Source organism: Streptomyces krungchingensis (assembly GCF_054729265.1).
The window spans coordinates 8,143,099-8,168,036 of sequence record NZ_JBPUKY010000001.1; the positions used below are offsets into that span (position 1 = coordinate 8,143,099).

23 protein-coding genes are annotated in these 24,938 nt (G+C 71.5%); 12 read left to right on the forward strand and 11 right to left on the reverse strand.

Going from position 1 to position 24,938, the window contains the following annotated elements; translation table 11 throughout:
- The first annotated feature begins 122 nt into the window (after window positions 1-122).
- Window positions 123-1,376, forward strand: a complete 1,254-nt coding sequence (locus ACSYGO_RS35515; protein WP_426682217.1) for an IS701 family transposase — start codon at window positions 123-125, stop codon at window positions 1,374-1,376.
- Window positions 1,377-1,711: 335 nt separating this feature from the next.
- Entirely contained in the window at window positions 1,712-2,149 is a 438-nt protein-coding gene (locus ACSYGO_RS35520; protein WP_435225577.1) for a TIGR03618 family F420-dependent PPOX class oxidoreductase, read from the forward strand.
- A 279-nt stretch (window positions 2,150-2,428) separates the two neighbouring features.
- Here the strand turns inward: ACSYGO_RS35520 and ACSYGO_RS35525 are convergent, their stop codons facing one another.
- Window positions 2,429-2,926, reverse strand: a complete 498-nt coding sequence (locus ACSYGO_RS35525) for a cupin domain-containing protein (protein ID WP_426682223.1) — start codon at window positions 2,924-2,926, stop codon at window positions 2,429-2,431.
- Between the two features lie 265 nt (window positions 2,927-3,191).
- Between ACSYGO_RS35525 and ACSYGO_RS35530 the strand changes: the two genes are divergently transcribed.
- Window positions 3,192-4,658, forward strand: a complete 1,467-nt coding sequence (locus ACSYGO_RS35530) for a flavin monoamine oxidase family protein (RefSeq protein ID WP_426682224.1) — start codon at window positions 3,192-3,194, stop codon at window positions 4,656-4,658.
- A 96-nt stretch (window positions 4,659-4,754) separates the two neighbouring features.
- On the opposite strand, the gene ACSYGO_RS35535 is transcribed toward ACSYGO_RS35530, so the two are convergent.
- Window positions 4,755-6,137, reverse strand: coding sequence for a helix-turn-helix domain-containing protein (locus tag ACSYGO_RS35535; RefSeq protein WP_432176786.1), 1,383 nt, complete (start codon window positions 6,135-6,137; stop codon window positions 4,755-4,757).
- A gap of 414 nt (window positions 6,138-6,551) precedes the next feature.
- On the opposite strand from ACSYGO_RS35535, the gene ACSYGO_RS35540 reads away from it, so the two are divergent.
- Window positions 6,552-7,382 carry a thioesterase II family protein gene (locus ACSYGO_RS35540; RefSeq protein ID WP_432176787.1) on the forward strand — a complete coding sequence of 277 codons (831 nt, stop codon included), beginning with the start codon at window positions 6,552-6,554 and terminating at the stop codon, window positions 7,380-7,382.
- A gap of 14 nt (window positions 7,383-7,396) precedes the next feature.
- A complete protein-coding gene (locus ACSYGO_RS35545) occupies window positions 7,397-8,350 on the forward strand; it encodes an NAD-dependent epimerase/dehydratase family protein (protein ID WP_426682227.1) in 954 nt (317 codons plus the stop codon).
- Between the two features lie 84 nt (window positions 8,351-8,434).
- On the opposite strand, the gene ACSYGO_RS35550 is transcribed toward ACSYGO_RS35545, so the two are convergent.
- The 8 genes from ACSYGO_RS35550 to ACSYGO_RS35585 form a co-directional block, all read right to left on the reverse strand.
- A complete protein-coding gene (locus ACSYGO_RS35550) occupies window positions 8,435-9,196 on the reverse strand; it encodes an SDR family NAD(P)-dependent oxidoreductase (protein ID WP_095937478.1) in 762 nt (253 codons plus the stop codon).
- Between the two features lie 67 nt (window positions 9,197-9,263).
- Entirely contained in the window at window positions 9,264-10,085 is an 822-nt protein-coding gene (locus tag ACSYGO_RS35555; protein WP_460389047.1) for an enoyl-CoA hydratase/isomerase family protein, read from the reverse strand.
- Window position 10,086: 1 nt separating this feature from the next.
- Window positions 10,087-11,124 carry a 3-oxoacyl-ACP synthase III family protein gene (locus tag ACSYGO_RS35560; protein WP_345649842.1) on the reverse strand — a complete coding sequence of 346 codons (1,038 nt, stop codon included), beginning with the start codon at window positions 11,122-11,124 and terminating at the stop codon, window positions 10,087-10,089.
- Between the two features lie 343 nt (window positions 11,125-11,467).
- Complete coding sequence (locus tag ACSYGO_RS35565; protein ID WP_426682229.1) at window positions 11,468-12,094, reverse strand: LuxR C-terminal-related transcriptional regulator; 627 nt, start codon at window positions 12,092-12,094, stop codon at window positions 11,468-11,470.
- Between the two features lie 26 nt (window positions 12,095-12,120).
- Window positions 12,121-12,696 carry a flavodoxin family protein gene (locus ACSYGO_RS35570; RefSeq protein ID WP_345649836.1) on the reverse strand — a complete coding sequence of 192 codons (576 nt, stop codon included), beginning with the start codon at window positions 12,694-12,696 and terminating at the stop codon, window positions 12,121-12,123.
- Window positions 12,697-12,716: 20 nt separating this feature from the next.
- On the reverse strand, window positions 12,717-14,279 hold the full coding sequence (locus tag ACSYGO_RS35575) for an FAD-dependent monooxygenase (protein WP_426682230.1): 1,563 nt from the start codon (window positions 14,277-14,279) through the stop codon (window positions 12,717-12,719).
- The gene (locus ACSYGO_RS35580) at window positions 14,276-15,838 is read right to left on the reverse strand and encodes a class I adenylate-forming enzyme family protein (RefSeq protein ID WP_426682231.1); all 1,563 of its coding nucleotides are present in this window, start codon (window positions 15,836-15,838) and stop codon (window positions 14,276-14,278) included. Before ACSYGO_RS35580 ends, ACSYGO_RS35575 begins: the two co-directional genes overlap by 4 nt.
- 49 nt (window positions 15,839-15,887) lie before the next feature.
- Window positions 15,888-16,799: an arylamine N-acetyltransferase family protein gene (locus tag ACSYGO_RS35585; protein ID WP_426682232.1), complete on the reverse strand. Its 912-nt coding sequence runs from the start codon at window positions 16,797-16,799 to the stop codon at window positions 15,888-15,890.
- 235 nt (window positions 16,800-17,034) lie between these two features.
- Between ACSYGO_RS35585 and ACSYGO_RS35590 the strand changes: the two genes are divergently transcribed.
- The 3 genes from ACSYGO_RS35590 to ACSYGO_RS35600 all read left to right on the forward strand — a co-directional run bounded on the left by ACSYGO_RS35590 (window position 17,035) and on the right by ACSYGO_RS35600 (window position 19,648).
- The gene (locus ACSYGO_RS35590; protein WP_426682233.1) at window positions 17,035-17,706 is read left to right on the forward strand and encodes a response regulator; all 672 of its coding nucleotides are present in this window, start codon (window positions 17,035-17,037) and stop codon (window positions 17,704-17,706) included.
- Between the two features lie 198 nt (window positions 17,707-17,904).
- Window positions 17,905-19,080, forward strand: a complete 1,176-nt coding sequence (locus ACSYGO_RS35595; protein ID WP_426682234.1) for a cytochrome P450 family protein — start codon at window positions 17,905-17,907, stop codon at window positions 19,078-19,080.
- A 64-nt stretch (window positions 19,081-19,144) separates the two neighbouring features.
- The gene (locus ACSYGO_RS35600) at window positions 19,145-19,648 is read left to right on the forward strand and encodes a hypothetical protein (protein ID WP_426682235.1); all 504 of its coding nucleotides are present in this window, start codon (window positions 19,145-19,147) and stop codon (window positions 19,646-19,648) included.
- 77 nt (window positions 19,649-19,725) lie between these two features.
- On the opposite strand, the gene ACSYGO_RS35605 is transcribed toward ACSYGO_RS35600, so the two are convergent.
- On the reverse strand, window positions 19,726-20,739 hold the full coding sequence (locus ACSYGO_RS35605; protein WP_426682236.1) for a Gfo/Idh/MocA family protein: 1,014 nt from the start codon (window positions 20,737-20,739) through the stop codon (window positions 19,726-19,728).
- A 116-nt stretch (window positions 20,740-20,855) separates the two neighbouring features.
- On the opposite strand from ACSYGO_RS35605, the gene ACSYGO_RS35610 reads away from it, so the two are divergent.
- The 4 genes from ACSYGO_RS35610 (at window position 20,856) to ACSYGO_RS35625 (ending at window position 24,894) form a co-directional block, all read left to right on the forward strand.
- Window positions 20,856-21,605: a GntR family transcriptional regulator gene (locus tag ACSYGO_RS35610; RefSeq protein WP_345649997.1), complete on the forward strand. Its 750-nt coding sequence runs from the start codon at window positions 20,856-20,858 to the stop codon at window positions 21,603-21,605.
- A gap of 408 nt (window positions 21,606-22,013) precedes the next feature.
- Entirely contained in the window at window positions 22,014-23,018 is a 1,005-nt protein-coding gene (locus ACSYGO_RS35615) for a sugar ABC transporter substrate-binding protein (protein ID WP_426682237.1), read from the forward strand.
- Entirely contained in the window at window positions 23,015-24,076 is a 1,062-nt protein-coding gene (locus ACSYGO_RS35620) for an ABC transporter permease (RefSeq protein ID WP_426682238.1), read from the forward strand. The genes ACSYGO_RS35615 and ACSYGO_RS35620 overlap by 4 nt, the downstream gene beginning before the upstream one ends.
- Window positions 24,073-24,894, forward strand: a complete 822-nt coding sequence (locus tag ACSYGO_RS35625) for an ATP-binding cassette domain-containing protein (RefSeq protein WP_426682239.1) — start codon at window positions 24,073-24,075, stop codon at window positions 24,892-24,894. Before ACSYGO_RS35620 ends, ACSYGO_RS35625 begins: the two co-directional genes overlap by 4 nt.
- Window positions 24,895-24,938: the final 44 nt, after the last annotated feature.

A 24,938-nucleotide genomic window follows, 5' to 3' on the forward strand; every position in this document is an offset into this window, starting at 1 on the left:
CGCAGGTCGGAGGCTCCGCCCGTTGTCGTGTGACGCCCGGTCAACTCCCTGCTTTACTGGCTACTTGACAGATTTTCACAGGGAGAGTTAACTGTCATTGATGCTTCACGCAGGGGGTCTCCATGTCTTTGAACGCTGACCTGAACGCCACGCGGGAGCGGGGCTGGGGAGACGGTCTCTCCGAATACTGCGCGTATCTCTTCTCGCCATTCGCCCGCTCCGACCAGCGTCGCTGGGGTGAGGTCTATGTGCGTGGACTGCTCGATGCCAGTGGCCGCAAGACGCCGGCCCGTATCTCCGAGCACGTCCTCGGCCGCCGCGCCTCGCAGTCGCTGCAACAGTTCGTGAGCCAAAGTCCCTGGGAATGCACCGACGTCCGCAAGCGGCTCGCCGAGCAGGTGTTCCTGGCCGCCGAGCCCGACGCCTGGGTCGTGGACGAGGTCGTCTTCCCGAAGAACGGCAACCACTCGGCGGGCGTCGCCCGCCAGTACGTGCCGGCCGAGGGACGCACCGCCAACTGCCAGCTGGGCCTGGCCGTCTCCCTCGCCACCGAGGAGGCCAGCATCCCGGTGAACTGGCGGCTGTTGATGCCACCGCACTGGGACGACGACGACCGGCGGCGCGGCGCCGCCCGGGTGCCGGACGTCGAGCGCCATCAGCCGCGCTGGCGGCACGTCCTGGACAGCCTCGACGAGATGGTGCAGGAGTGGGACCTCAAGCCCGCCCCGATCCTCGCCGACTGGCGGCACGAGCCCGACGTGCTGCCCCTGCTCGACGGCCTGGAGGCCCGAGGGCTCGGCTATCTCGTCGAGGTCTCCGGCGGTGCGCCGCTGCTCGCGGCGCCCTCGGCGAACGGATCGCCGGTCGTACTGGGCACCGCGGCCGACATGATGCACACCGCCGGCCGGCGCAGCGCCCGCGTCACGCTCGCCTGGCGGGAAGGCGTCGAGAGCCGGGTCCGGCAGTCGCAGTTCCTCGCCGCGCAGATCCCGGCCGGACCCGGCGGGCACATCGCCCGGCACGGCGAGCGCCGCTTCCGCCGGCCTCGCCAGCTCCTGGTCGAATGGCCGGCCGGACGCCCGCAGCCGCGCACCTACTGGGTCACCAACCTCGGCTCGCGCAGGCTGCCGGACCTGGTCTCCACGGCGAAGCTGCGCTGGCGTTCCCGCTACGACCTGGGCCGGCTGCGCGAGGAGTGCGGGCTCGTGGACTTCGAGGGGCGCTCCTTCAGGGGCTGGCACCACCATGTGACGCTGGCCTCCGCGGCCCACGGCTTCCAGGCCCTGGAGCGGCTCGCCACCCGGCGGGCGGCCGGTGTCCTGCGCCGTCACGGGGGAATCCCGGCCATGCCGGCCGTGGCCGCCATGTCCCCGTGAGGAACCCGCGCCACCCGACACGGTGCCGCACCGCGCACCGTGCGGGCAGGAATCACCGGCCCCGCGTCGCGACCGGGGCCAGGGAACTTCCGTGATTCTCCGAGGAGCTGTCGATCCGAATACCCGGGAAACTCGGAACGAACAGATCCGAAAAAGGGGAGCAGCGGAACACGGGAGTCCGGCGGATTCGCTCCGGCGGTCTCCCGCATATTCCCCCCACAGGCCGGGGACGCTTTTTCGAAGCGGCGTCCCCGCACAGCTCCCGCCGCCAGGGGTCGGGCGGCGGGAGCTGTTTCCCTTTTACCGGCTGGTTAGTTAGTGAGAGAGGGACCACCTTGACCACCACGAAGGCCTACCGAATGACCGAACCGGTGCGCCGGGCCCTCACCTCCGGTCGTCTCGCGCACATGGTCACGCTCAACCCCGACGGCAGTCCGCAGGTGGCCTGCGTCTGGGTGGGGCTCGACGAGGAGGACCGGATCGTCTCCGGGCACCTCTACGCGCAGCAGAAGATCCGCAATCTGCGGCGCGACCCGCGGGTCGCCCTGTCCATGGCGGCGGGCGTCAGGAGCCCGGAGGGCATGGAGTACCACTTCGTGGCGCACGGCACCGCCGAGGTCCTGGAGGGCGGCGCCGTCGACCTGCTGGGCCGGATCGCCGCACCGTACCTGGAGGCCGGCAGGACCTGGCCCGCCGACCGCTTCGCCGGAGCCACCGGATTCGTCGTCCGCACCACCGTCGACCGGGTGACCGGCTTCGGCCCCTGGGACTAAGGGCTGTCCCGTAATCCCTGGTGGATCAGCGCGCGGCGTCAGATGCGGTGCATCGCAAGGCGGAGGGTCGTCCTCATACTGTGTGTATTCGGGCGATCCGACAACGCGGCGAGGTGCCGTAGCTGTCGTCGTGCGCCCGCCAGGGATTACGGGACAGCCCTTAGACCCGCGCCCGCACGGCAAGACCCGCGAACGCCCGGACCGGCAGTGCAGACGTCCTGCCGGTCCGGATGCCGCGGGCCCTCGTGGAACACATGTGTACGAGCCGTCGACGCGCCCTCAGGCGGCCTGCGGGGATCGTGCCGCCGCCCAGATCTCGCTCTGCACCGAGTGACTGTCGAAGCTGTCCTCGACGGCCAGCAGGTCCGAGTACGGGGCCTCCCCGTTGACGATGCGGCCCAGCAGCCGGAAGTAGTCGAAGCGGTCGACACCCGGCGTGATGGTGATCAGCAGCTCCGCCTCCGATCCGGGCACGGCGGCGAAGGCGTGCGGCATGAACGGCGGTACGACGACGAGGTCGCCGCGGCCCGCCTCGACGACCTTGTCGTCGTTGAGCAGCTGCACGGCGCCCGAGACGACGTAGAACAGCTCCGAGGAGCGGGCGTGGTAGTGCGGTGCGGAACCGTCGGCTCCCGCGGCGAGCAGCACCCGGTGGCAGCTGAGCGCGCCCGCCGTGCTCGCCGAGTCGGTGAGCAGGAAGGCGGCGCCGGTGGCATGGCTGATGGTCTCGGCCTCGGCGCCCCGTACGAGAACGGGTTCGTGGCGGAATGCGGACATCCTTTTACCCTCCCGAGAAATCCGGTGACTGCCGTTGTATCCACAACGCATTTTCCTGTCCACGGAACTTGACACAGTGCGAAGGCGGCCCCCGGACAATTTCCCGCATCCGCACGGGATTTCGAAACACTTGGTCCGGTCCTGATAGGACGGACGCGTAGCCCTTTCCTCACGACGTACCGCGCAGCACCGCACGGGCACGCCCACGTCCCGAGCACGCAAGCAAGCCATGCCACGCATTCGAAGGGGAATCATGAGACCGCACATGAAACGCAGAAGCCTCCTCGGCGCCGGTGTCGCCCTGGGAGCCGGCGCCGCCACCACCGCCGTGGCGACCCCCGCCAGGGCACAGGCCGTCGACGGCGCCGACGCCATCGTCGACACGGTGGTCGTCGGAGCGGGACTCGCCGGCCTGGCCGCGGCCCGCAAACTGGTCGCCGCCGGCAAGAAGGTGCTCGTCCTGGAGGCCCGTGACCGGGTCGGCGGGCGCGTCCACGACATCGGCCTCGCCAACGGCGGAACCATCGAGCGCGGCGGTCAGTTCACCGGCCCCACCCAGACCCGGCTCCAGGCGCTCGCCGCCGAACTCGGCGTGAAGACGTTCACCGGCTACAACACCGGCGAGAGCATCTACTACACCGCCGACGGCACGGCGATCCGCTACACCGGAGCGCTGCCGCCCATGGACAACGACTCCTACCAGGCGCTCGGTCAGGCCATCTACCAGCTCGACACGCTCGCCTCGACCGTCCCCGTCGACACGCCCTGGGCCGCGCCGAAGGCCGAGGAGCTGGACGGCCAGACCTTCGCGAGCTGGATCGAGGGCAACGTCACCAACGCCGACGCGAAGACGATCCTGCACCTGATGTCCAACGGCGCGCTCTCCGCCGAGTCCCGCGACATCTCGCTGCTCTGGATCCTCTCCTACATAGCCGTCTCCGGGAACGAGACCAACCCGGGCAACCTCACCCGCCTCATCAGCACCCTCGGCGGCGCCCGCGACTCACGCTTCGTCGGCGGCCCGTACCAGATCGCCACGAAGATGGCCGCCGCCCTCGGCAGCAAGGTCGTCCTGAAGACGCCGGTCCGCCGCATCGTCCAGTCCGGCGGTTCCGCCCTCGTCGTCGCCGACAACCTCGCGGTGTCGGCGAGTTCGGTCGTCGTCGCGCTGCCGCCCACGCTCGCCGGCCGCATCGTCTACAGCCCCGCGCTGCCCGCGACCCGCGACCAGCTCACCCAGCGTTTCCCGCTCTCCTCCATCGGCAAGGCCATCGCGGTCTACGACAAGCCCTTCTGGCGGGACGCCGGCCTCAACGGCCAGGTGGCGGCCCTGACCGGGACGACGCGCAGCACCTTCGACAACTCGCCGCCCGACGGCTCGTACGGCGCCCTGCTCGCCTTCCTCGACGGTGACCAGATGCGTGCGGTCGAGGACAAGAGCGATGCCACCGTCAAGCAGCTGATCCTCGACGACCTGACCCGGTACTTCGGTTCCAAGGCGGCCACGCCCACCGAGTTCGTGCTGGGACGCTGGGACGCCGAGGAGTACTCCCGCGGCGGCGCGCCGGGCTTCACGCCGCCCGGTGTCCTCACCCGGTTCGGCACCGCCATCCGGAAGACCACCGGCGTCATCCACTGGGCGGGAGCCGAGACCGCCACCTTCTGGAACGGTCACATGGAGGGTGCCGTCCGTTCCGGGGAGCAGGCCGCCGCGGACATCCTCAAGGGGTGAACCACTTCGCTCCGTGGGCCGCACGGGGCTCGTCCCGGGCGCACCGGGACGAGCCCCCGGCCCGCGGGCCGGGAAGCGGGGAGGGCCGCCCCCGGCTCAGAGGCGCGGTTCGGTGAGCACCACCTCACGCATCGGCAGCTGCTCCAGGGACAGCGGTTCGGACGCCGGCAGCGGATGCAGTCCGACTCCCGCGAGCGCCTGTTGGTAGGCGCCCAGGGCCTCCGCCGACCGGCCCTGGTGCTGTCTCAGGTCGCCGATGCGGCGCCAGAGCTTCGAGGTCTTCCTGCTCGGCGGGATCCCGTCGAGCAGGAGCACCGCGTCCTGGAACGCTCTCTCGCCGCGGCCGGAGTCCCCGGTGGCGAACAGGGCCTCGCCGAGGATGAACCGTGCCTCGACGGCCTCCGGGGAGTCCTGCGCCCCGAACAGGCCGAGCGCCCGCTCGGAGAGTTCCACCGCCTCCGCCGCGCGGCCGCAGCGCAGCGTGGCCCAGGCGACACCCATTTCGGCCAGCGCGCGTTCCGTCCCCGAGCCGACTTCGGCCAGTTCCCGCCGTGCCTCCTCCAGCAGTCGCAACGCCCGTTCGGGCTCGGGGGTGTGGGACTCGAGCAGCAGGATGCCGTACGAGCTCTTGAGCATCGCCTGGTGCCGGACGTTGTCCGTCTCCGCCATGAGCACCAGGGCCCGTTCGATCAGGGCGAGGGCCTCACTGGTCCGGCCGTGGGAGTGGGCCACCAGGCCCGCGTTCCAGTACGCCGAACCACGTGTCACCCGCGAACCCGTGTGCTCCGCGGTCTCGACCAGCCGGGCCGCGAGCATATGGGCCCGCGGCAGATTGCCGCGCAGCTGGTAACAGCCCATCAGGGCGGTGCCCAGCTGCACATGGTCGTCGGTGGACTCCAGGCCGAGCTCGTCGAGCACACGCGTGGCCTTCTCGCCGATCTCGATGCTCATGTCCAGGTCGCCGGCGGCGCGATAACAGCGGCAGAGCGCGGTCGCCAGCTGGGCCCACTCCGCCGAGCCGGGCGTGGTGTCGGGCGATTCGTAGAGGGAGTGCAGGAGTTGGAGGGCGGATTCGGTGTGGCCCAGTCTCTCCATGGTCAGGGCCTGGCCGAGTTTCGCCCTGCTCAGGGCGGGACCGTCCAGGAGGCGGGCCGAGTCGAGGACCTCGCTGTAGGCCTGGAGGGCCTCCCCGTGGGAGCCGTTGCGCAACGCGATGTCGGCGAAGGCGAGTTTGAGCCGGAGCTCCTTGAGCCGGTCGTGGTCACGCCCGGTGCGCAGGTACTCCACGGAGCAGCCCACCCGGTCGGCGAGTGCTTCGAGGATCGCGGGAGACGGCATCCGCTTGCCCGTCTCGATCAGGGACACATAACTGACGGAGATGTCCTCCGAGGCCAGGTCCTGTTGGTTCAGGCCGCGCCGTCGGCGTTGCTCGCGCAGACGCCGGCCGATGCCGCTGGACGCGCTCAATGGCGGTTTCATGTTTCTCCAGGGGCTTACTGACATGCCCTTGTACAGCATGGGGGGTGGTTGCGGGCACGGTGCGACTTCTTGTTTACCGCCAATTGTCAGCGTGTCAATGCGGGTACCCGGGCAATGGCCGAAGTCTGTTCCTCTCCATTTCCCGCCATACCCACTCCGACGTGCTGCGCCGTAGCGGATCGCCACACTGTGTCAGATTTGATTGACTGTCCGAGGTGCATGGACTTGACTACGGAAGTCAAATTCCCGCTGTGGAAGGCTCCAACCATGCCCGGGGCCCCCAATTGTCGACGGCACCGCTGAGGCGACTTCGCGGCCGAGGGCCGCACCCCGGGGCCCGGCCGCCGGCCGGGCCCGCCCGCACGGCCGAGAGCTGACCCGGCACCGCCCCCCACCGCGTCTGGAGGTGTCCCCGTGCCGACCGAACCCTGGCTGTCCCGCACGCCCGCGCCGGAGGCCGCCGCCCGTGTCTTCTGCTTCCCGTTCCCCGGGCTCGGCGCCTCCGCCTACCGGCACTGGCCGGACCGGATCGCCGGCGCCGAACTCTGCCGTGTCCAGCCGCCGGGCCGGGAGGCGCGCCGGGGCGAGGAGCACTACGGCACGTACGAGGCGTTCGCCGCGCGGGCCGCCGAAGCACTGCTGCCCCTGCTCGACCGGCCCTTCGCGCTGCTCGGCCACAGCACCGGGGCGCTACAGGCCTTCGCCCTCACGGTGCACCTGGTCAGACGGCGACTACCGCTTCCACAAAGGCTGTTCGTGTCCGGTCAGGTGGCGCCGCACCACGGCCCCTGGGGCCCGCTGCTGCGCATGAGCGACGCCCAGCTCGTCACCGAGATCGGCAGGCTCACCCGCGCCATGGGCGGCGTCGAGTCCCTCGGCACCATCCGCGCGGGGCTCCCCGTGCTGCGGGCCGACATCACCGCCGCCCAGCGCTACAGCGTCCAGCTCCCGGTGCCGCTGCCCGTCGGCGTGCACGCCATCGGCTGGCGCGACGACGACCAGGTGCCGCCGGAGCGCATGGCGGGCTGGGCGGCCTGCTCCGCGCGGGGCGCCTTCCGGAGCGTGACGCTGCCCGGCGGACACCACGCCTTTCTCGACCCGCCGCCCCGGCTGCTGGCCGAACTCGCCCAAGAGATAGACCGGTTCACCGGTGACAGTGACCAGCATCACATCGACGAACTGTCGCAGCGACGTGCCGTCGCCCGTCCTGAAGTCACCCATCGTTCCCGGGCAGCCGGGGCCTGATTCCTGGAGTAGTCATGCAAGTTCTCGTTGCCGGCGGGACCGGCGTCATCGGTCGGCAGCTGGTGCCGCTGCTGCGTTCGGCGGGCCACGACGTGGTCGTGCTCTCCCGTCCCGGACGCAGCGCGACGGCCGCCGACCGGCTCGGCGCGAAGGTCGTGGAGGCGGACGCGCTGGACCGCGCCGCGGTCGCCAAGGCGCTGCGCGCCGCCGCCCCCGAGGCCATCGTCAACATGCTCACGGCCATCCCGGCCGAGATCAATCCGCGCCGTCTGGCCAAGGACTTCGAGCTGACCAACCGGCTGCGCACGGAGGGCACCCGCAACCTCCTCGAGGTCGCCCGCGACATCGGCGTACGACGCGTCGTCGCCCAGGGGCTCGCCTACGCCTACGAGCCGGGCGGCAGCGGCCCCGCCGACGAGGAGGCGCCGCTGTGGAAGAACCCGCCCAAGCAGTTCGTGCCGGTGCTGGGCGCCCTGCGTGACCTGGAGCGGCAGACGCTGCTCGCCGAGGGTGCCGTGCTGCGCCTCGGGCACCTCTACGGGCCGGGCACGATCTACGCCCAGGACGGCTCCTTCGTCCAGCAGGTGCGGGCGGGCAAGGTCCCGCTGGTCGGCGGCGGCACCGCCACGTTCTCCTTCACCCACACCCGGGACGCGGCCGCCGCGGTGGTCGCGGCGCTCAACTCCGACTACAGCGGTGTGCTCAACGTCGTCGACGACGAGCCGGCGCCGATGAACGTGTGGCTGCCCGAACTCGCCGACATCCTCGGCGCCCGCAAGCCCAAGGGGGCGCCCGCCGCGCTCGCCCGGATGGCCGTCGGCGGCTGGGGCGTCGCCTTCATGACCCAGCTGCGCGGCGCGGACAACTCCCGCGCCAAGCTCCAGCTCGACTGGACACCGCGGTACCCGACCTGGCGTACCGGCTTCACCGCGGAGCTGAGCAGCACCGCGTCGCCCGCGGCGGCCTGACCGGAGCCGGGAAGACGGGGCCCGGCCGGTCCGACGGCGGTCGGTCCGGCCGGGCCCCGCGGGTGACGGCGGCGGCGGGGCGTCTCACGCGACACCGAGACGCACCGCGCCGTCCAGCCGGATCACCTCTCCGTTGAGCATCGGGTTCTCCACCACATGGGTGACCAGCGAGGCGAACTCGTCGGGCCGGCCCATGCGCCGGGGGTGCGGCGTCTGTCCCACCAGCGAGGCCCGCATGTCGTCCCGCAGTCCCGCGACCATCGGGGTCTCGAACAGGCCGGGTGCCACGGTGACCACCCGGACGGCGTGCTTGGCCAGGTCCCGGGCGAGCGGCAGCGTCATCCCGGTGACACCGGCCTTGGACGCGGCGTAGGCGGCCTGCCCGGCCATCCCGTCGAAGGCCGCGATGGACGCCGTGCACACGATGACGCCCCGGTCGCCGTCCTGCGGCTCGTTGCCCGCCATCGCGGCGGCCGCCAGCCGTACGACGTTGAAGGTGCCGAGCAGGTTGACGCGCACGACGTCCTCGAACTCGGTGGCCGGCAGCGGGCCGCCGCGGCCGAGGACCCGGCCGGTGCGGGCCGAGCCCGCGCAGTTGACGGCGATGCCGAGCCGGCCCCGCCGCGTCGCCTCGGCGACCGCCGCCTCGACGTCCTCCTCGCGGGAGACGTCGCCCTGCACGAACCCGATGTCGTGACCGAGCTCGGCCGCCGCCTTCGCGCCCCGCTCGGCGGAGCGTCCGGTCAGCACGACCTGGGCGCCCGCGGCGAGCAGCCGCCGGGCCAGGGCGAGTCCCAGGCCCGAGGTGCCGCCCGTGATGAGGGCGACGTTCCCTTCGATGTTCATGACTCCTCGTCTCGTCAAGTACGTCTCGCGCGCCTCGTCCGGCGTGTCCCGTCCGTGCGTGCGGTGGTCAGTGCCCCCGGAAGGAGGCGGGCCTGCGTTCGACGAACGCGGCGATGCCCTCGGCCGCGTCGCGCGTGCCCGCGGTGGCCCGCAGGGTCGTCGACTCGTCCTCCAGGTGTTCGGCCAGCGCCCGGCGCGAGGCGGCGCGCAGCAGCCGCCCACTCTCCCCGAAGGCGCGGGTGGGCCCCGCGGCGAGCTGCTCGGCGACCTGCCGTGCCCGCTCGGCGAGTCGCCCGGCCGGCACGACCTCGGTGCACAGCCCCCACTCGACGGCCTCCTCGGCCTCCAGCACATGGCCGAGCATCGTCATCCGCTGCGCCCGGCGCAGCCCCACGAGCTGGGGGAGCTGGTGGCTGGTGGCGGCGTCGGGGGTGAGCCCGAGCGCCGCGTACGCGGAGCGGAAGGTCGAGCCCTCCTCGGTGAGCAGCACGTCCGCGAGGCTGGCGACCCCGAGTCCGGCGCCCGCCACATGGCCGCCGGCCGCCACCACGAGAGGGGCGTCGTTCGCGACCAGCCGGGCGAGCGCGGCGTGCAGGTGAGTGGTCACCTCCAGGAGGTGACCGGGGATGTCCGGCTGGGCGCGGAAGCTCTTCAGGTCGCCGCCGACGCAGAAGTGCGGACCCGCCCCGGTGAGCAGCACGCACCGGGCGCGGGCCACCGGCTCCAGGTGCACCGCGTCCAGCAGGTCGCGGGCGAGCGTGAGGTCGATGGCGTTGCGCCGCTCGGGACGGTTCAGCAGGACATGGGCCACCCCGCCGCTCCAGGCGACCTGGATGGTGCTGAACTCCCGGCTCCCGACCGGGAGTTCGGTGGCAGTGGTGACCGTCATCTCAGGCACCCAGCAGGAAGTCGTCTTCCGCGGCCCAGCGCACCACGGTGCCGCCGTGGCTCATGCCGGCGCCGAAGGAGACGAGCACCACGTTGTCGCCCGGCTTGACCCGCCCGGCGTCGATCGCGTCGCGCAGGGCCAGCGGAACGCCCGCGCCCGAGGTGTTGCCGTACCGCTCGACCGTGGTGAACGTACGGTCCGCGGGGAGGCCGATCTTCTCCATCAGGGCGTGGATCATGTGGTAGTTGGCCTGGTGGAAGATGATCAGGTCGATGTCCTCGACCGTCATGCCCTCGGCCTTCACCAGCTGCTCGACGAAGCCGGGGATGTGCTCCAGGGCGAAGTCGCGCACCGAACGGCCGTGCATGTAGGAGTAGTTGTTGCCGAACGCCGACAGCTTGGGGGTGCCGTCCGGCCAGGTGCGGTCCTCGCGCTTGACGTACGCCGTGTGGTACGAGCTCGGGTCGCTGGCCAGCAGTGCCGAACCGACGCCCGTGCCGGGAGCGGTCGGCTCCAGCAGGTAGCAGGCGGCACCGTCGCCGAAGATGACGCCGACCGTGCGGTCCTCCGGGTCGAAGAGCTTGGTGTTGACGTCGGCGAGCACGACCGCGACGCGGCGGTAGTCACCGGACTTCACGAACTTGGCACCCACGTCGAGGGCGAAGACGCCGCCCGGGCAGCCGCCGCTGTTCACGTCGAAGCCGGGCACTCCCTGGATGCCGGCCTTGCGCATGATGCCCACGGCCGCGGCCGGGATCATGTGGTCCGGGGTGTAGGTCCCGCAGATGACCAGGTCGAGCGAGTCCGGGCTGACCCCCGCACGCTCGCAGGCGTCGAGGAGGGCGGCGGCACCGAGGTCGGACGTCCACTCGTCCGGGGCGGACCAGCGTCGTTCCTTGATGCCGATGAACTTGCTGATCCACTCGTCGGTCGTGTCGAGCAGCTGCTCCAGCTCGGCGTTGGTGACCACCCGGTCCGGGATGCGGCCCCCGACGGCCTTGATGCCGACGCCGTGCGAGGTCTTCTTGGTGAGTTCCATCGGACGTGACTCCTGTGAGGCTGAGTACGGATGAAGGCGTGTGCGGCGGAGAAGGGGAAGCGGTGCCGGGCTGGGCGCGGCTCGCGTGGAGCCGCGCCCCTGCCTGCGGAACGGCCTTGGCCTTCTGGGCCCTCGGCCTCCCGGCTCGTCCTTTGTGGAGGCGTTCCGGATTTCCTTGCCGCACCAATAGATTCGCGCATCCCGAGGGGTTCGGTAATGCACTTCCGGGGTGCTCGGTCGGGGTACCCGAACGGGTAGGGTCCGGCCGCATTCATCAATCCGCCCGGAAAACGGGAAAGGGCGTGCCGTCGAGGCGGCACGCCCTGTTTCTCCGACGTACGGTCTACGCCGGTTGCGTGGCTCTGATCAGGCCTTCCTGGAGCGCCAGCGCGACCGCGAGCGTCCTGTTGGGGGCATTCAACTTCGCCAGTAGATTGGTGACATGACGCTTTATGCCGTGCTCGGAAATGCCGAGCCGGCGTGCTATCTGCTTATTACTCAGACCCTCGGCCAGAAAATGCAGGACCTCCTCCTCGCGGGGGGTGATGGAAATGCGTCGCGAGGGCCTGTGCTCCGGCCTTCGCCGGGAACGCGACATGAGATTGCGGGCGAGTGCGGGCGGCAGCGGAATATCACCCGCGTTGACCTGGTCCACCGCCTCACGGAGCTTGTCGACGGTCACCTCCGCCTGCATCAGGAAGCCGTGCGCGGCGAGCACCGTCTCCTCGTCGAGCACGTCGAGGTCGGGCCCCTCCAGCAGGATCAGCGCCCGCGCGCCCTGCCGCACCGCCCCACGCACCAGGCCGGCGGTGTCCGGGCCCGAGCCCAGGCACAGCACGACGTCCGGCCGTTGCGCGGGCAGCAGCGCCATCGCCTCGGACGCCTTGCCGCAGGCCCACACCGACCCCATGGCGGGGATGCTCTTGAGCATGGAGCGGACGCCGTGGCTGAGCAGTTCGTTGTCGATCACGACCAGCGCGGTGGCCCCGGGGGAGCTCAACGTGCCACCCCCGCGAAGCCCTTGGCCACCGTGGCGACCCGCCGGCCCAGATGCCGGGCGGTCTCCGTGTCGGCCTTGGTGACGGCCTCCGGGCCCTCGTCGGTGTTGGCCTGGGCGCCGGCGCCGAGCGTGATCCCGAGACGGTTGAGGTCGTGCTCGGAGCCCGTCGACGAGCACCAGCCCGGCGTCAGGTCCAGGTTGATCCAGTGCATGCCGTGCTGCGAGGCGAGGATCGAGAAGTACTGCAAGGTGTGCAGCTTGTCGCCGTTCATCGCGCCCGCCACGGTGAACCCCGAGGCGAGCTTGTCCTTCCAGGCCCGTGCCGCCCACCGCTTCGACGTCGACTCGGCGAAGACGTGGAAGGCGGCGGACGCGGTGCCCATGTAGGTGGGCGCGCCGAAGACGATCGCGTCCGCGGCGTCGAGGGCGGCCCACTCCTCATCGGTGATGCCGTCCACCGCGATCAGCACGGCGTCGGCACCCGCGTCGGCCACGCCGTCGCGCACCGCCTCCGCGAGGACCGTGGTGTGCCCGAACCCGGAGTGGTAGGCGATGGCGACCGTGGTACCCATGTGCGTACTCCTAAGCGAGGTCAGTCCGGGGCGACGGGCGTGAACGCGACGGCGAGTTCGGTACGCAGCCGGTCCAGGTCCCCTGCGTGCCCGTGCGCCGCGACGTGTCCGTCCGGTCGGATCAGGTGGTAGCCCGCCCGCCGGCAGCCGGTGAGCGGTGCGGCCCGCTCCTTGCGCAGCCGCACCACCGTCAACCGCGGGTAGCCGTCCGCGAATTGCTCTGCCGCTGCGAGTACGTCAGGTCCGGTGACCGCCAGCGTCCAGGCGTTCGGGTCCGCGCCGGGGCCGGACATCCCGTGCTCCACGGCGAGCGGCCGCGGGAAGACGGAACCGGGCCTGAGAGCGCGCCGGCCGCAGCCGCGCCTGCCCGACGGCACCTGGCTGTCCCGCTCGGGCCGGTAGGCCAGCCTGCGCCCCGCCATCACCGGCGCGTACAGCCGGGACACCAGCCCGGTGCGGTCGAGCAGCCTGAACGCGGCGTCGCGGGCCACCACTTTCGGCCGGCTCCCCGCCATCCACGCCCGGGTCTGCAGATCCGTGTCCCGCACGATGCGACGGGTCGCCTCCGCGCGCTCCGGGCCGTAGCTCAGCAGCAGGTCGGCCGGGGAGGTGCCGTGCACGACCGCGGCCAGTTTCCAGGCGAGGTTGTGCGCGTCCTGGAGACCGTTGTTCATGCCCTGACCGCCGGCCGGACTGTGCACGTGCGCCGCGTCGCCCATCAGGAAGACCCGCCCGCGCTGGAAGTCCGTGGCGTGCCGCGCGTGCACCCGGAACACGGTCTGCCACACGGGCTCCGTGATCCGCACCCCGCGCGGGCCCCGCTCGTCGAGGATCCGCTGCATCATCGGGACGGTGACCTCGCCGCCGCCCGCCGGCATCACCGACAGGAACCGGAAGACGCCGTCCGGCATCGGCACGATCACCAGCGTGCCCGACGGTGCCTGGTAGTACAGCACCCGATTCGTCGGCAGCTCGCCCTCGATCCGCGTGTCGATCAGCGCGAACGCCATCTCGTACGTACTGCCCTGGAAGCCGATGCCGAGCTGGCCGCGGACCGAGCTGCCCGCCCCGTCCGCACCGATCACCCACGGCACATGGGTGCGCTCCAGCGTGCCGTCCGGGTGCTCCAGCAGCGCGGTCACACCGTCGGTCGCGTCGATCCGCCCGGAGAAGTCCACCCCGTCCAGGCACAGCAGGCGCACACCGCGCTCCACCTTGCCGCCCAGCTCGTGCAGCCGGGCGGTGAGCAGGCTCTCCGTCACGGGCTGCGGGAGGGTGCGCGAGGCCAGGTCCTCGGCGAAGCCGAAGGTGGCCAGCGGACGGCCGTCGGAGAAGTAGGAGAAGGCGTCGATGCGGTTCGACGACCGCCTCAACTCCTCGCCCACACCCAGGTCTTCGAGGATGTCCATGGCACGCGGCCACAGCGACAGCGCCTTCGGCACGGTCATGGGTTCCTCGGCCCGGTCGACGATCCGTACCCGCACGCCCCGCCTGAGCAGTTCGCAGGCGGCCAGCAGGCCGGTGGGGCCGCCGCCGACGACGAGGACGTCGACGTCGGCCCGCACCACGGGCCGCGCGCTCACGTCTGCTCCTGCAGCCGGCGCGCGAGCTCGATCCGCTGCACCTTCATCGTGGCCGTGCGCGGCAGCTCGCTCAGCGGCAGCTGCACGGGGGCGGAGAGCTGCGGGTAGTCCGCGGCGGCCGCGCGCCAGCGCTCCGGGTCCAGCGGCAGGTCCTTGCGGGTGCTGACCACCGGCACCGGCTCCTGGCGGGGGCCGGGCACCAGGACCAGCTCGGTCAGTTCGGGGAGCCTGGCGAGGACCGCGTCCTCCACCTCCAGAGTGCTGTGCACGCCCGGAATGTGGTCGACCTCGCGGTCCAGCAGGTGCAGACAGCCCCACTTGCTGCGGTAGCCGATGTCCATCCCGCGCCACCAGTCGCCGATCGCCTGCTTCTCGAAGCGTTCCTTCTCCCCGTAGTACGTCACCGCGCGGCCCGGGGTGTACACGTCGATGTAGCCGGGGTTGGCCTTCGAGGGGCGCTTGCCCCCGCGGCCGGTCAGCCGGAACCTGGTGATGCCCGGCATGGCGTAGCCGAGGCAACGGCCGTTGGCCTTGTGGGCGTTCCTGCGGGTGTAGCCGCGGCCGACGAGCGGGCCGCACTCGCTCTGTCCGTAGATCTGGAAGAACAGGGGCGAGCGCCGCTCGGAGGCCTTCAGCAGCCGGTCCATCGTGCCCGGGTGGATCGCGTCGAACGTGCTGCTGAAGTACTTGACGTTGGCGAACGGCCGGCGCGGGTCGTCGGCGATCTCCTCCCACTCCAGGAAGGAGTTGGGGTGGGTCTCCAGGAAGCCCGGCCTGGTCCGCGCGAACAGTTCGGCGGTGCGCTCCGGGTCCCCGTGCTCCATGAGCACGACGGGGAAGGCGCGCGGCAGCAGCACCGCCATGGCCAGGAACATCCGCGAGTGCACGAACGAGACGTGCACGGCGACCGTCTCCCGCTTGCGGATCAGCCCGGCGAGGCGGTTCTGCGGACGGAACCGGCCGCGCAGCGTGCGGGCCGAGTGCACGACGAGCTTCGGCAGCCCCGTGGTGCCGGACGTGTGGGTCATCAGCGCGGGCCGGTCGGGGTCGTTGAACACCGGCTTCTGCCGGGGGGCACCCGCGAGGTCGGTCAGCGAGACCGTCCCCGCGCGGTGCCCGGCGGCCAGCACGATCCGTTCGGTCAGCCCGTCCAGCGGGACGTCCGCGAGCGAGCCGTCGAGCTTCGCCGCGTCCGTCACCAGATACGGCCGCTTCAGCCGCCCGAGCAGCGCGGCGACGCTCTCGCCGGGCAGCGCGGGGGACAGCATCACCGGCACGGCACCGATGCGGGACGCCCCGCTCGCCAGGATGTAGATGTCGAAGTTGGACGTCTTGTGGAGGGCGACGTGGGCGCCGGGCCGGACGCCGGCGGCCCACAGCCGGGCGGCCATGTCGTCCACGTGCTCGGCCAGGGCGGCCACGGTGAACTCCCGGCCCGTACCGGGCAGGACGTCCAGGTCGTGGTCGAGTGTCAGCGGTGTGCCGGCGTTCTTGGCCGCCGCATGCTCGGCGACCACGCCGAGATACAGCCCACTGCGCCGTACAGGGATCCGGGGCATTGCGTGTCTCTCCTCGATTGCCTCGATTGCCGGTCGGGACTGCCCGCGACTACTGGGCGGACTTCTGGGCGGGCGCGGCCTGCTGGGCGGCCGGAGCGGTCGCGAAGCGCTCCCGCAGGAACTGGGCGTCCTCGGGCTGGATGGTCAGCTTGAAGGCGTCCCGCAGGGTCTCGACGACCTCGTCCGCGGTCAGCTCCGCGTGCTCGAGACGGCCGTCGGGGTACTGCGTGGTGAGGACCTGGTTCTTCAGCACGAGCCGGGTCTTGTCGTCGCCGCGCTGCGCGATCAGGTGGCTGAGCCCGCCCGGCGGCATGAACACCGACCGCGGGTCCGCGTACGAGAAGTGGTTGACCATGTCGAAGTCGAGGAAGTAGTGCGGCTCCAGCTGCCAGGCGTACACGTCGAACCAGCCGTCGGCGTGCAGGCTCTGCAGCACCCAGTCCTCGCCGTCGCGCTGCAGGCGCCAGGTCCAGTCGCCGACGGTCACGGTGCCGTCGTGCGTGAACGGCAGCGGCTCCAGCGGGCTCTCGTCGCCGAAGCCGGGGTCGGCGAACCAGAGTGCGCCCTCGACCTCCACCAGCAGGACGGCGTGGGAGCGGGTACGGACGGTCCGGGTGCCGCGGCGCACCCGGGCGAGGTGGCGCACCAGCGGGAAGCCCAGCCGGTCGAGGGCCGCCGCGAACAGCAGGTTGCTCTCCAGGCAGCAGCCGCCCTGGCCGCGGGCCACGATCTTCTCCTGCACGCTCTCGATGTCGAGTGCGATGCGCCGGCCCACGGCCGAGTCCACGATCTCCCAGCTGATGGCGTCGGCGTGCGCGCGGTGCAGCCGGCGCAGGGTCTCCAGGGTGGGGGTGCGCGGCCCGTCGTATCCGATACGGGCCAAGTAGGCGTCGAGATCGAGCAGTTCCGTCTGCCAGTCCGGGTCGGAACCAGGCGGCATGGGAAGGACGCTGCTAGCCATCGGGCAAACCTCTCTTCGAAACACGGGAAGGCATCGGTGAGCTCCACCGGGGAGCTCTGGACGCGCTGTCGGCCGACGACGCACTGGCGAGTCTGCGCGGGCCCGGCGACGGGCGGGAGGACGGCCGGCGCAGTCCGTCAGATGCCCGGGAAGTCAGTCAGGTCGCCCTCGCGCGGGGGCGGTTCCGGCCGACGGCGGCGCGGCCGGGGGCGCCCGACCTGGTTAGGTGGACGCCATGACTGCGATCCGACTGCTGCTCGTGGACGACGACCCCCTGGTGCGAGCCGGCCTGTCCCTCATGCTGGGCGGTGCCGACGACATCGAGATCGTCGGGGAGGCGGCCGACGGCGGCGAGGTGGAGGCCCTCGTCGACCGCACCCGGCCCGACGTCGTCCTGATGGACATCCGGATGCCGACGGTCGACGGACTCACCGCCACGGAGAGGCTCCGCGGCCGCGAGGAATCGCCCCAGGTGATCGTGCTGACCACCTTCCACGCCGACGACCAGGTGCTGCGGGCGCTGGGCGCGGGCGCGGCCGGATTCGTCCTCAAGGACACCCCGCCGGCCGAGATCCTGGAAGCGGTGCGGCGCGTGGCGGCCGGCGACCCGGTGCTGTCGCCCACGGTGACCCGCCAGTTGATCGAGCACGCGGCGGGCTCGACGCTCGACGCCCGCCGGACCGCGGCCCGTACCCGGATCGCGGTCCTGAACGACCGTGAGCGCGAGGTGGCCGTCGCCGTGGGACAGGGCGGCTCCAACGCGGAGATCGCCGGGGAGCTGTTCATGAGCGTCGCCACGGTCAAGACCCATGTCTCCCGCATCCTCGCCAAGCTCGGCCTCAACAACCGTGTGCAGATCGCCCTGCTGACGTACGACGCCGGGCTGCTCGAGGACAACGGGAAGTGACGGCTGCGCGGCACGGCGGCCCCGGATCGGTGGTCCCCGGCGGCACGGCGGCCCGCGGTCCACGGCCCCCGATCCGCGGTCCCCGGGCGGCGGCACGACGCGGCACCGGCCCGGGCCCCCGCGCCGGGCGGGCACCGTTCGGCGGCCGCTGTCGTTGAGATGAGGGACAGGGGACGGGGGACGGGGGAAGGAGCGGAGATGATCGATCTCGGGGAGTTCGGGAAGCGGTTCACCGAGGACCCGCATCCCGTGTATGCCGAGCTGCGCGAGCTCGGACCGGTGCACCGGGTACGGCTGCCGGGCGCCGACGCGCATCACGAGACCTGGCTCGTCGTCGGATACGAGGAGGCACGCGCGGCACTCGCCGACCCGCGACTGGCCAAGGACGGACAGAAGATCGGGCTCACGTTCCTCGACGAGGAGCTGATCGGCAAGTACCTGCTCGTCGCGGACCCGCCGCAGCACACGCGGCTGCGCGCCCTCGTCGCACGCGAGTTCACGACGCGCCGGGTGCAGACGCTCCGGTCGCGCGTCCAGGAGATCACCGACGAACTGCTCGACGCGATGCTGCCGCGCGGGCGGGCCGACCTCGTGGCGTCGTTCGCCCACCCGCTGCCGCTGACCGTGATCTGCGAACTGCTCGGCGTGCCGGAGATGGACCGGGCCGCCTTCCGCGAGATGTCCACCGAGGCGGTCGCGCCCACCAGCGCGGAGAGCGAGTACGACGCGTTCGTCCGCCTCGCCGACTACCTCACCGGGCTGATCGAGGACAAGCGCTGCGCCGCGCCGGCCGACGACCTGCTCAGCGGCCTGATCCGCACCACCGCGGAGGACGGCGACCGGCTGTCCCCGGAGGAACTGCGCGGCATGGCCTTCGTCCTGCTCATCGCCGGTCACGAGACGACGGTCAATCTCCTGTCGAGCGGGGTGCGCGCACTGCTCACCCACCCCGGCGAACTCGCCGCGCTGCGCGCCGACATGACACTTCTCGACGGTGCGGTGGAGGAGATGCTGCGCTACGAGGGACCGGTGGAGAACGCGACGTTCCGGTACGCCGTCGAGCCGCTCGACATCGGCGGCACGCCGATCGGGGCCGGTGATCCGGTGATGGTCGGCCTCACCGCCGCCGACCGCGACGGCACGCGCTTCCCGGCGCCCGACCGCTTCGACATCCGGCGCGACACCCGCGGCCATGTCGCCTTCGGACACGGCATCCACTACTGTCTGGGCGCGCCGCTGGCCCGGCTGGAGGCACGTGTGGCGCTGCGCTCGCTCCTGGAGCGCTGCCCGGACCTGGCGCTCGACGGACCGCCCGGCGGCTGGCTGCCCGGCATGCTGATGCGGGGCGTGCGCAGCCTGCCGGTGCGCTGGTGAGCGGCCCGGTGCCGTCCGACGAGGGGTGCGCGAACGGACCCCGGCCGCGAGAGGAGCGTCGCCCGTGCTGCGTACTGCCGAGATCACCGCGGAGCTGAGCCGCGAGGAGGGGCGCGGCGAGGACTCCCATCAGCTGTACTGGCGCGGCACGCTGGAGTGCTCGCTGGACTGTTTCGTCTGCGAGCGGGTCGGCCGTACGACCGTCTTCGAGCGCGGCACCGAGCGGGCGTTGTGCTCGGGCAGCCGCAGCGGCTTCGCGCGCCACTACACGGCGGCGCGGCTCGCCGCCTTCGACACCACGAGCGGCCGGGACCGGATGGGGCTGCGGGCCGTGGTCGACTTCTGGTGGGCGCCCTTCACGGACACCCGCGACGGCCACAGGTCCGCGGCGCCCACCAGCCATCCCTGGGTCCGGCTGCATCTCGGCTACCACTGCCCGAGCGCCAAGGAGTCGGGCACCGCGAGCGTCCAGACCAATCTGGTGCGCCCGCACCGACTGACGTGCAAGCACTGCGACCGCGAACTCGCGGCCGACACCCGGAGCCCGTCGGTGCGCCTGCTGGTGTGAGACAGCACCGCGCCGGGCACCGCGTCCGTCGCGGTGCCCGGCCCACCGGTGTGAGGGAGCGTCCGCGGGCGCCGCGGTCAGGTCCGCCCGTCCGGGATCTCCGCGAGGCGCACCGGGCGCCGCTCGTGCCGGGACAGTTCGCAGGCCTCGGCGATGCGCAGCGCCTCCAGGGCCTCACGTCCGTCGCACGGGTTGGCGCGTTCGCCCCGGACGACCTCGACGAAGGCGACGAGTTCGGCCTCGTAGGCGGGGCCGAAGCGCTCCAGGAAGCCCGTCCACGGCTTGTCGGCGGGCGGCGGCCCGGCCGGTTCCGTGGAGGCGATCGGCGTGCGGTCGTCGAGCCCGACGGCGATCTGGTCGAGTTCGCCGGCGAGTTCCATGCGGACGTCGTAGCCCGCGCCGTTGATCCGGGCGGCCGTCGCACTGGCGAGCGTGCCGTCGTCGAAGGTGAGCACGGCGGCGGCGGTGTCGACGTCGCCCGCCGCGCGGAACATCGCCGGTCCGGCGTCGGACCCGGTCGCGTAGACCTCGACGACCTCGTGGCCGGTGACCCAGCGGAGCGCGTCGAAGTCGTGGATCAGGCAGTCGCGGTAGATCCCGCCGGAGTGCGGCAGGTAGTCGGCCGGGGGCGGCGCCTGGTCGGACGTCATCGCACGGACGGTGTGCAGCCGGCCCAGCCGTCCCGACCGGACGGCTTCCCGGGCCGTCGCGTAGCCCACGTCGAAGCGTCGCTGGAAGCCCAGCTGCAGAACCGTTCCGGCGGCGTCGACCTCGGCCAGCGCGTCCAGCGTGCCCGCCAGATCGAGGGCGATGGGCTTCTCGCAGAAGACGGGGAGCCCGGAGCGCGCTGCCCGACCGATCAGTTCGGAGTGGGCCGACGTCGCCGCCGTGACGACCACCGCGTCCACGCCCCAGGTGAAGATCTCGTTCACGCTGGGCGCCGCCGTCGCGCCCAGCCGGTCCGCCAGCCGGCGGGCCCGCGCGGTGTCCGCGTCGGTGATGATCAGCGAGCCGCCGACCTCGCGATGACGACTGAGAGTGGCCGCGTGAAATGTACCGATACGACCCGCTCCGATGAGTCCGATGCGCATGGGAACAAAGTGAGGGCGTACCCGGCACCCTGTCAATGCTTTGTCCGGACAATCGAACTTCACAACTTCCCGTCAACATTTCCCGGAGCTACGCTCGGGCCGTGCCGAAACCAGATGTGGATCCGACCGTCTCGCTCCAGCTCAGCGTCGACCGCAGCAGCCCGGTCCCGCTCTACTTCCAGCTGTCCCAGCAGCTGGAGGCCGCCATCGAGCACGGAGCGCTGACCCCGGGCAGCCTGCTGGGCAACGAGATCGAGCTGGCCGGACGACTCGGCCTGTCCCGGCCCACGGTCCGCCAGGCCATCCAGTCCCTCGTCGACAAGGGCCTGCTCGTGCGCCGCCGCGGCGTCGGCACCCAGGTCGTGCACAGCCAGGTGAAGCGCCCCCTGGAGCTGAGCAGCCTCTACGACGACCTGGAGTCGGCCGGGCAGCGCCCCGCCACCCGGGTGCTCGTCAACACCGTCGAGGAGGCCTCGACGGAGGTCGCCGCCGCGCTCGGCGTCACCGAGGGCAGCGAGGTGCACCGGGTCGAGCGACTGCGGCTCGCCCACGGCGAGCCGATGGCGTACCTCTGCAACTTCCTGCCCCCCGACCTCCTGGAGCTGGACAGCGACCGGATGGAGGCCACGGGGCTGTACCGGCTGATGCGCACGGCCGGCATCACGCTGCACAGCGCCCGCCAGTCCGTCGGCGCCCGCGCGGCCACCGCCGAGGAGGGCGAGCGGCTCGGCGAGCCGGCCGGGGCACCCCTGCTCACCATGCAGCGGACGACGTTCGACGACACCGGCCGCGCCGTCGAGTTCGGCACCCACATCTACCGCGCCTCGCGCTACTCCTTCGAGTTCCAGCTCCTCGTACGTCCCTGAGACCGGCTCCGGCCCGCAGCCGCTTCCGGCTCCGCGTACGGCCGCGCCCGTCGCTCGTGCCGGTCGCCCGCGCCCTTCGCCGCGCCCCGCACTTCGGACCCCCACACCGGCTCCCCGCTCGGGCCCCTCGCCGCCCGCCCCTCGCCCGCTCCCGCAGCCGTCCGCGGCGCCCCGGATCCGCCGCGCGAGGAGGTCTCCCGCCGGTCGGCCGACCCCGCCGGAAAGGCCCCACGGCCACCGGCCGAGCCCACCGCGCGCGGGACCCGCTGGTGGGATGGATGATCCCCGTGATTGATACTTGGGCTTTTGGGCCGGTGCGACGCCGGCTCGCGAGGGCCTGACAGAGGGCCCCCGGCCCGGTCCGCAAGGCCCGGCGCACAAGGAGCACAGCAAGAAGGGCACGGCCTCGTGGCACGGACTCGGACCTGGGTAAGCATCGCGCTCGCAGGGGCGCTGGGGGTGTCCCTCGCGGGATGCAGCAGCACCGGCGGGAAGCGGGCCGAGGACGCCCGCAAGGCCGCCGCGGCCCAGGGCAGGGCCGCGGTGAACACGCCCAAGTGGACGTTCGCGATGATCACCCACTCGGGTGATGGCGACACGTTCTGGGACATCGTCCAGAACGGCGCTAAGCAGGCCGCCGTCAAGGACAACATCAACTTCCTGTACTCGCACAACGCCGAGGCGCAGCAGCAGGCGCAGCTCGTGGACGCCGCGGTCGACAAGAAGGTCGACGGCATCATCGTCACGCTCGCGAAGCCCGACGCCATGAAGGCGGCCGTCGCGCGCGCCGAGAAGGCCGGCATCCCCGTGATCACGGTGAACTCCGGCTCCGAGGAGTCGAAGGCGTTCGGCGCGCTCACGCACATCGGCCAGGACGAGACCATCGCCGGCGAGGCGGTCGGCGAGGAGCTGAACAAGCGGGGCCGCAAGAAGGCCCTGTGCGTGCTGCACGAGCAGGGCAACGTCGGCCACGAGCAGCGCTGCGCCGGCATCAAGAAGACCTTCGACGGCGACGTGCAGAACCTGTACGTCCAGGGCACGAGCATGCCCGACGTCCAGGCCTCCATCGGCGCCAAGCTCCAGGCCGACAAGTCCATCGACTCGGTCGTCACCCTCGGCGCGCCCTTCGCCGACACCGCGGTCAAGGCGAAGGACGACGCCGGCAGCAAGGCCGAGATCGACACCTTCGACCTGAACGAGAAGGTGGCCGCCGAGCTGAAGAACGGCACGCTCGGCTTCGCCGTCGACCAGCAGCCCTACCTCCAGGGGTACGAGGCCGTCGACCTGCTCTGGCTGTACAAGTACAACGCCGACGTCCTCGGCGGGGGCAAGCCGGTCCTCACCGGTCCCCAGATCATCACCAAGGACCAGGCCGCCGAGCTGGAGGACTACGCGAAGCGGGGCACTCGATGAGCACGACGGCACCCGCCCCCGCGCCGTCGCCCGGCGAGAGGACCGACGAGCGCCTCCTGAAGACCTCGACCCTGCGCAGGCTGCTGAACCGGCCCGAGCTCGGGTCCGTGGTCGGCGCGATCGCGGTCTTCGTCTTCTTCGCCGTCTTCGCCGACAGCTTCGTCCGGGCGTCGAGCCTCAGCACCGTCCTGTACGCCGCCTCTACCATCGGCATCATGGCCGTCCCGGTCGCGCTGCTGATGATCGGCGGCGAGTTCGACCTGTCCGCGGGCGTCATGGTGACCAGCTCCGCGCTGGTCTCCTCGATGTTCAGCTACCAGATGACCGCGAACGTCTGGGTCGGCGTCCTCGTCTCGCTGATCGTGACCCTGGCGATCGGCGTCTTCAACGGCGTCATGCTGACCCGCACCGACCCGCCGAGCTTCATCATCACGCTCGGCACGTTCCTCATGCTGACCGGCATGAACCTCGGCTTCACCAAGCTGATCAGCGGCACGGTCTCCACGAAGTCGATCTCCGACATGGAGGGCTTCTCGTCCGCCAAGGACGTCTTCGCCTCCACGCTCACCATCGGCGGGGTCGGTTTCAAGATCACCATTCTGTGGTGGCTGGCCCTGGTCGCCGTCGCCACCTGGATCCTGCTGCGCACCCGCGTCGGCAACTGGATCTACGCCGTCGGCGGCGGCGAGGAGGCCGCCCGCGCGGTGGGCGTCCCGGTCGACAAGACCAAGATCGGCCTCTACATGGGTGTCGCCTTCGGCGCCTGGATCTCCGGCCAGCACCTGCTGTTCTCGTTCGACGTCGTGCAGTCCGGTGAAGGCGTCGGCAACGAGCTGATCTACATCATCGCGGCCGTCATCGGCGGCTGTCTGATCACCGGCGGCTACGGCTCCGCCGTCGGCGCGGCGGTCGGCGCGCTGATCTTCGGCATGGTCAGCAAGGGCATCGTCTTCGCCGAGTGGAACCCGGACTGGTTCAAGTTCTTCCTCGGAGTGATGCTGCTCCTGGCCACCCTGCTCAACCACTGGGTCCGCAAGCGGGCGGAGGCGACGAAGTGACGACCGACGCGAACACGACGGCCGGTCGGGCCGCCCCGGAAGGCACGGCACTCGTCGAGCTCGACGACGTCAGCAAGTACTACGGGAACATCCGCGCCCTCGAAGGGGTCTCGCTGGAGGTCCACGCCGGTGAGATCACCTGCGTCCTCGGCGACAACGGCGCCGGCAAGTCCACCCTCATCAAGATCATCGCGGGCCGGCATCAGCACGACGCGGGCACCCTCCGCATCGAGGGCGAGGAGACCCGGCTCGGCTCCCCGCGCGAGGCACTGGACCGCGGGATCGCCACGGTCTACCAGGACCTGGCCGTCGTCCCGCTGATGCCGGTGTGGCGGAACTTCTTCCTCGGCTCCGAGCCGCGCAAGGGCGTCGCCCCCTTCCGCCGCCTGGACGTCGAGCACATGCGCAGGACGACCCACGCGGAGCTGCTGCGCATGGGCATCGACCTGCGCGACGTCGACCAGCCCATCGGCACCCTCTCCGGCGGCGAACGCCAGTGCGTGGCGATCGCCCGCGCCGTCCACTTCGGTGCCAAGGTCCTCGTCCTCGACGAGCCCACCGCCGCCCTCGGCGTCAAGCAGTCCGGTGTGGTCCTCAAATATGTGGCCGCCGCCCGGGACGCTGGACTGGGTGTTGTGTTGATCACCCACAATCCGCATCACGCGTACCTGGTGGGTGATCGTTTCGTCCTGCTGAAGCGCGGGACGATGTCCGGCAGCCACACCCGCGACGGGATCACCCTCGACGAGCTCACCCGCCAGATGGCCGGGGGAAGCGAGCTGGACGATCTCCGTCACGAGCTGGAACGCGGCGCCTAGGAGGCACCCCCTTCCCGGGTACGCGGCACGGTGCGACCGGCCGC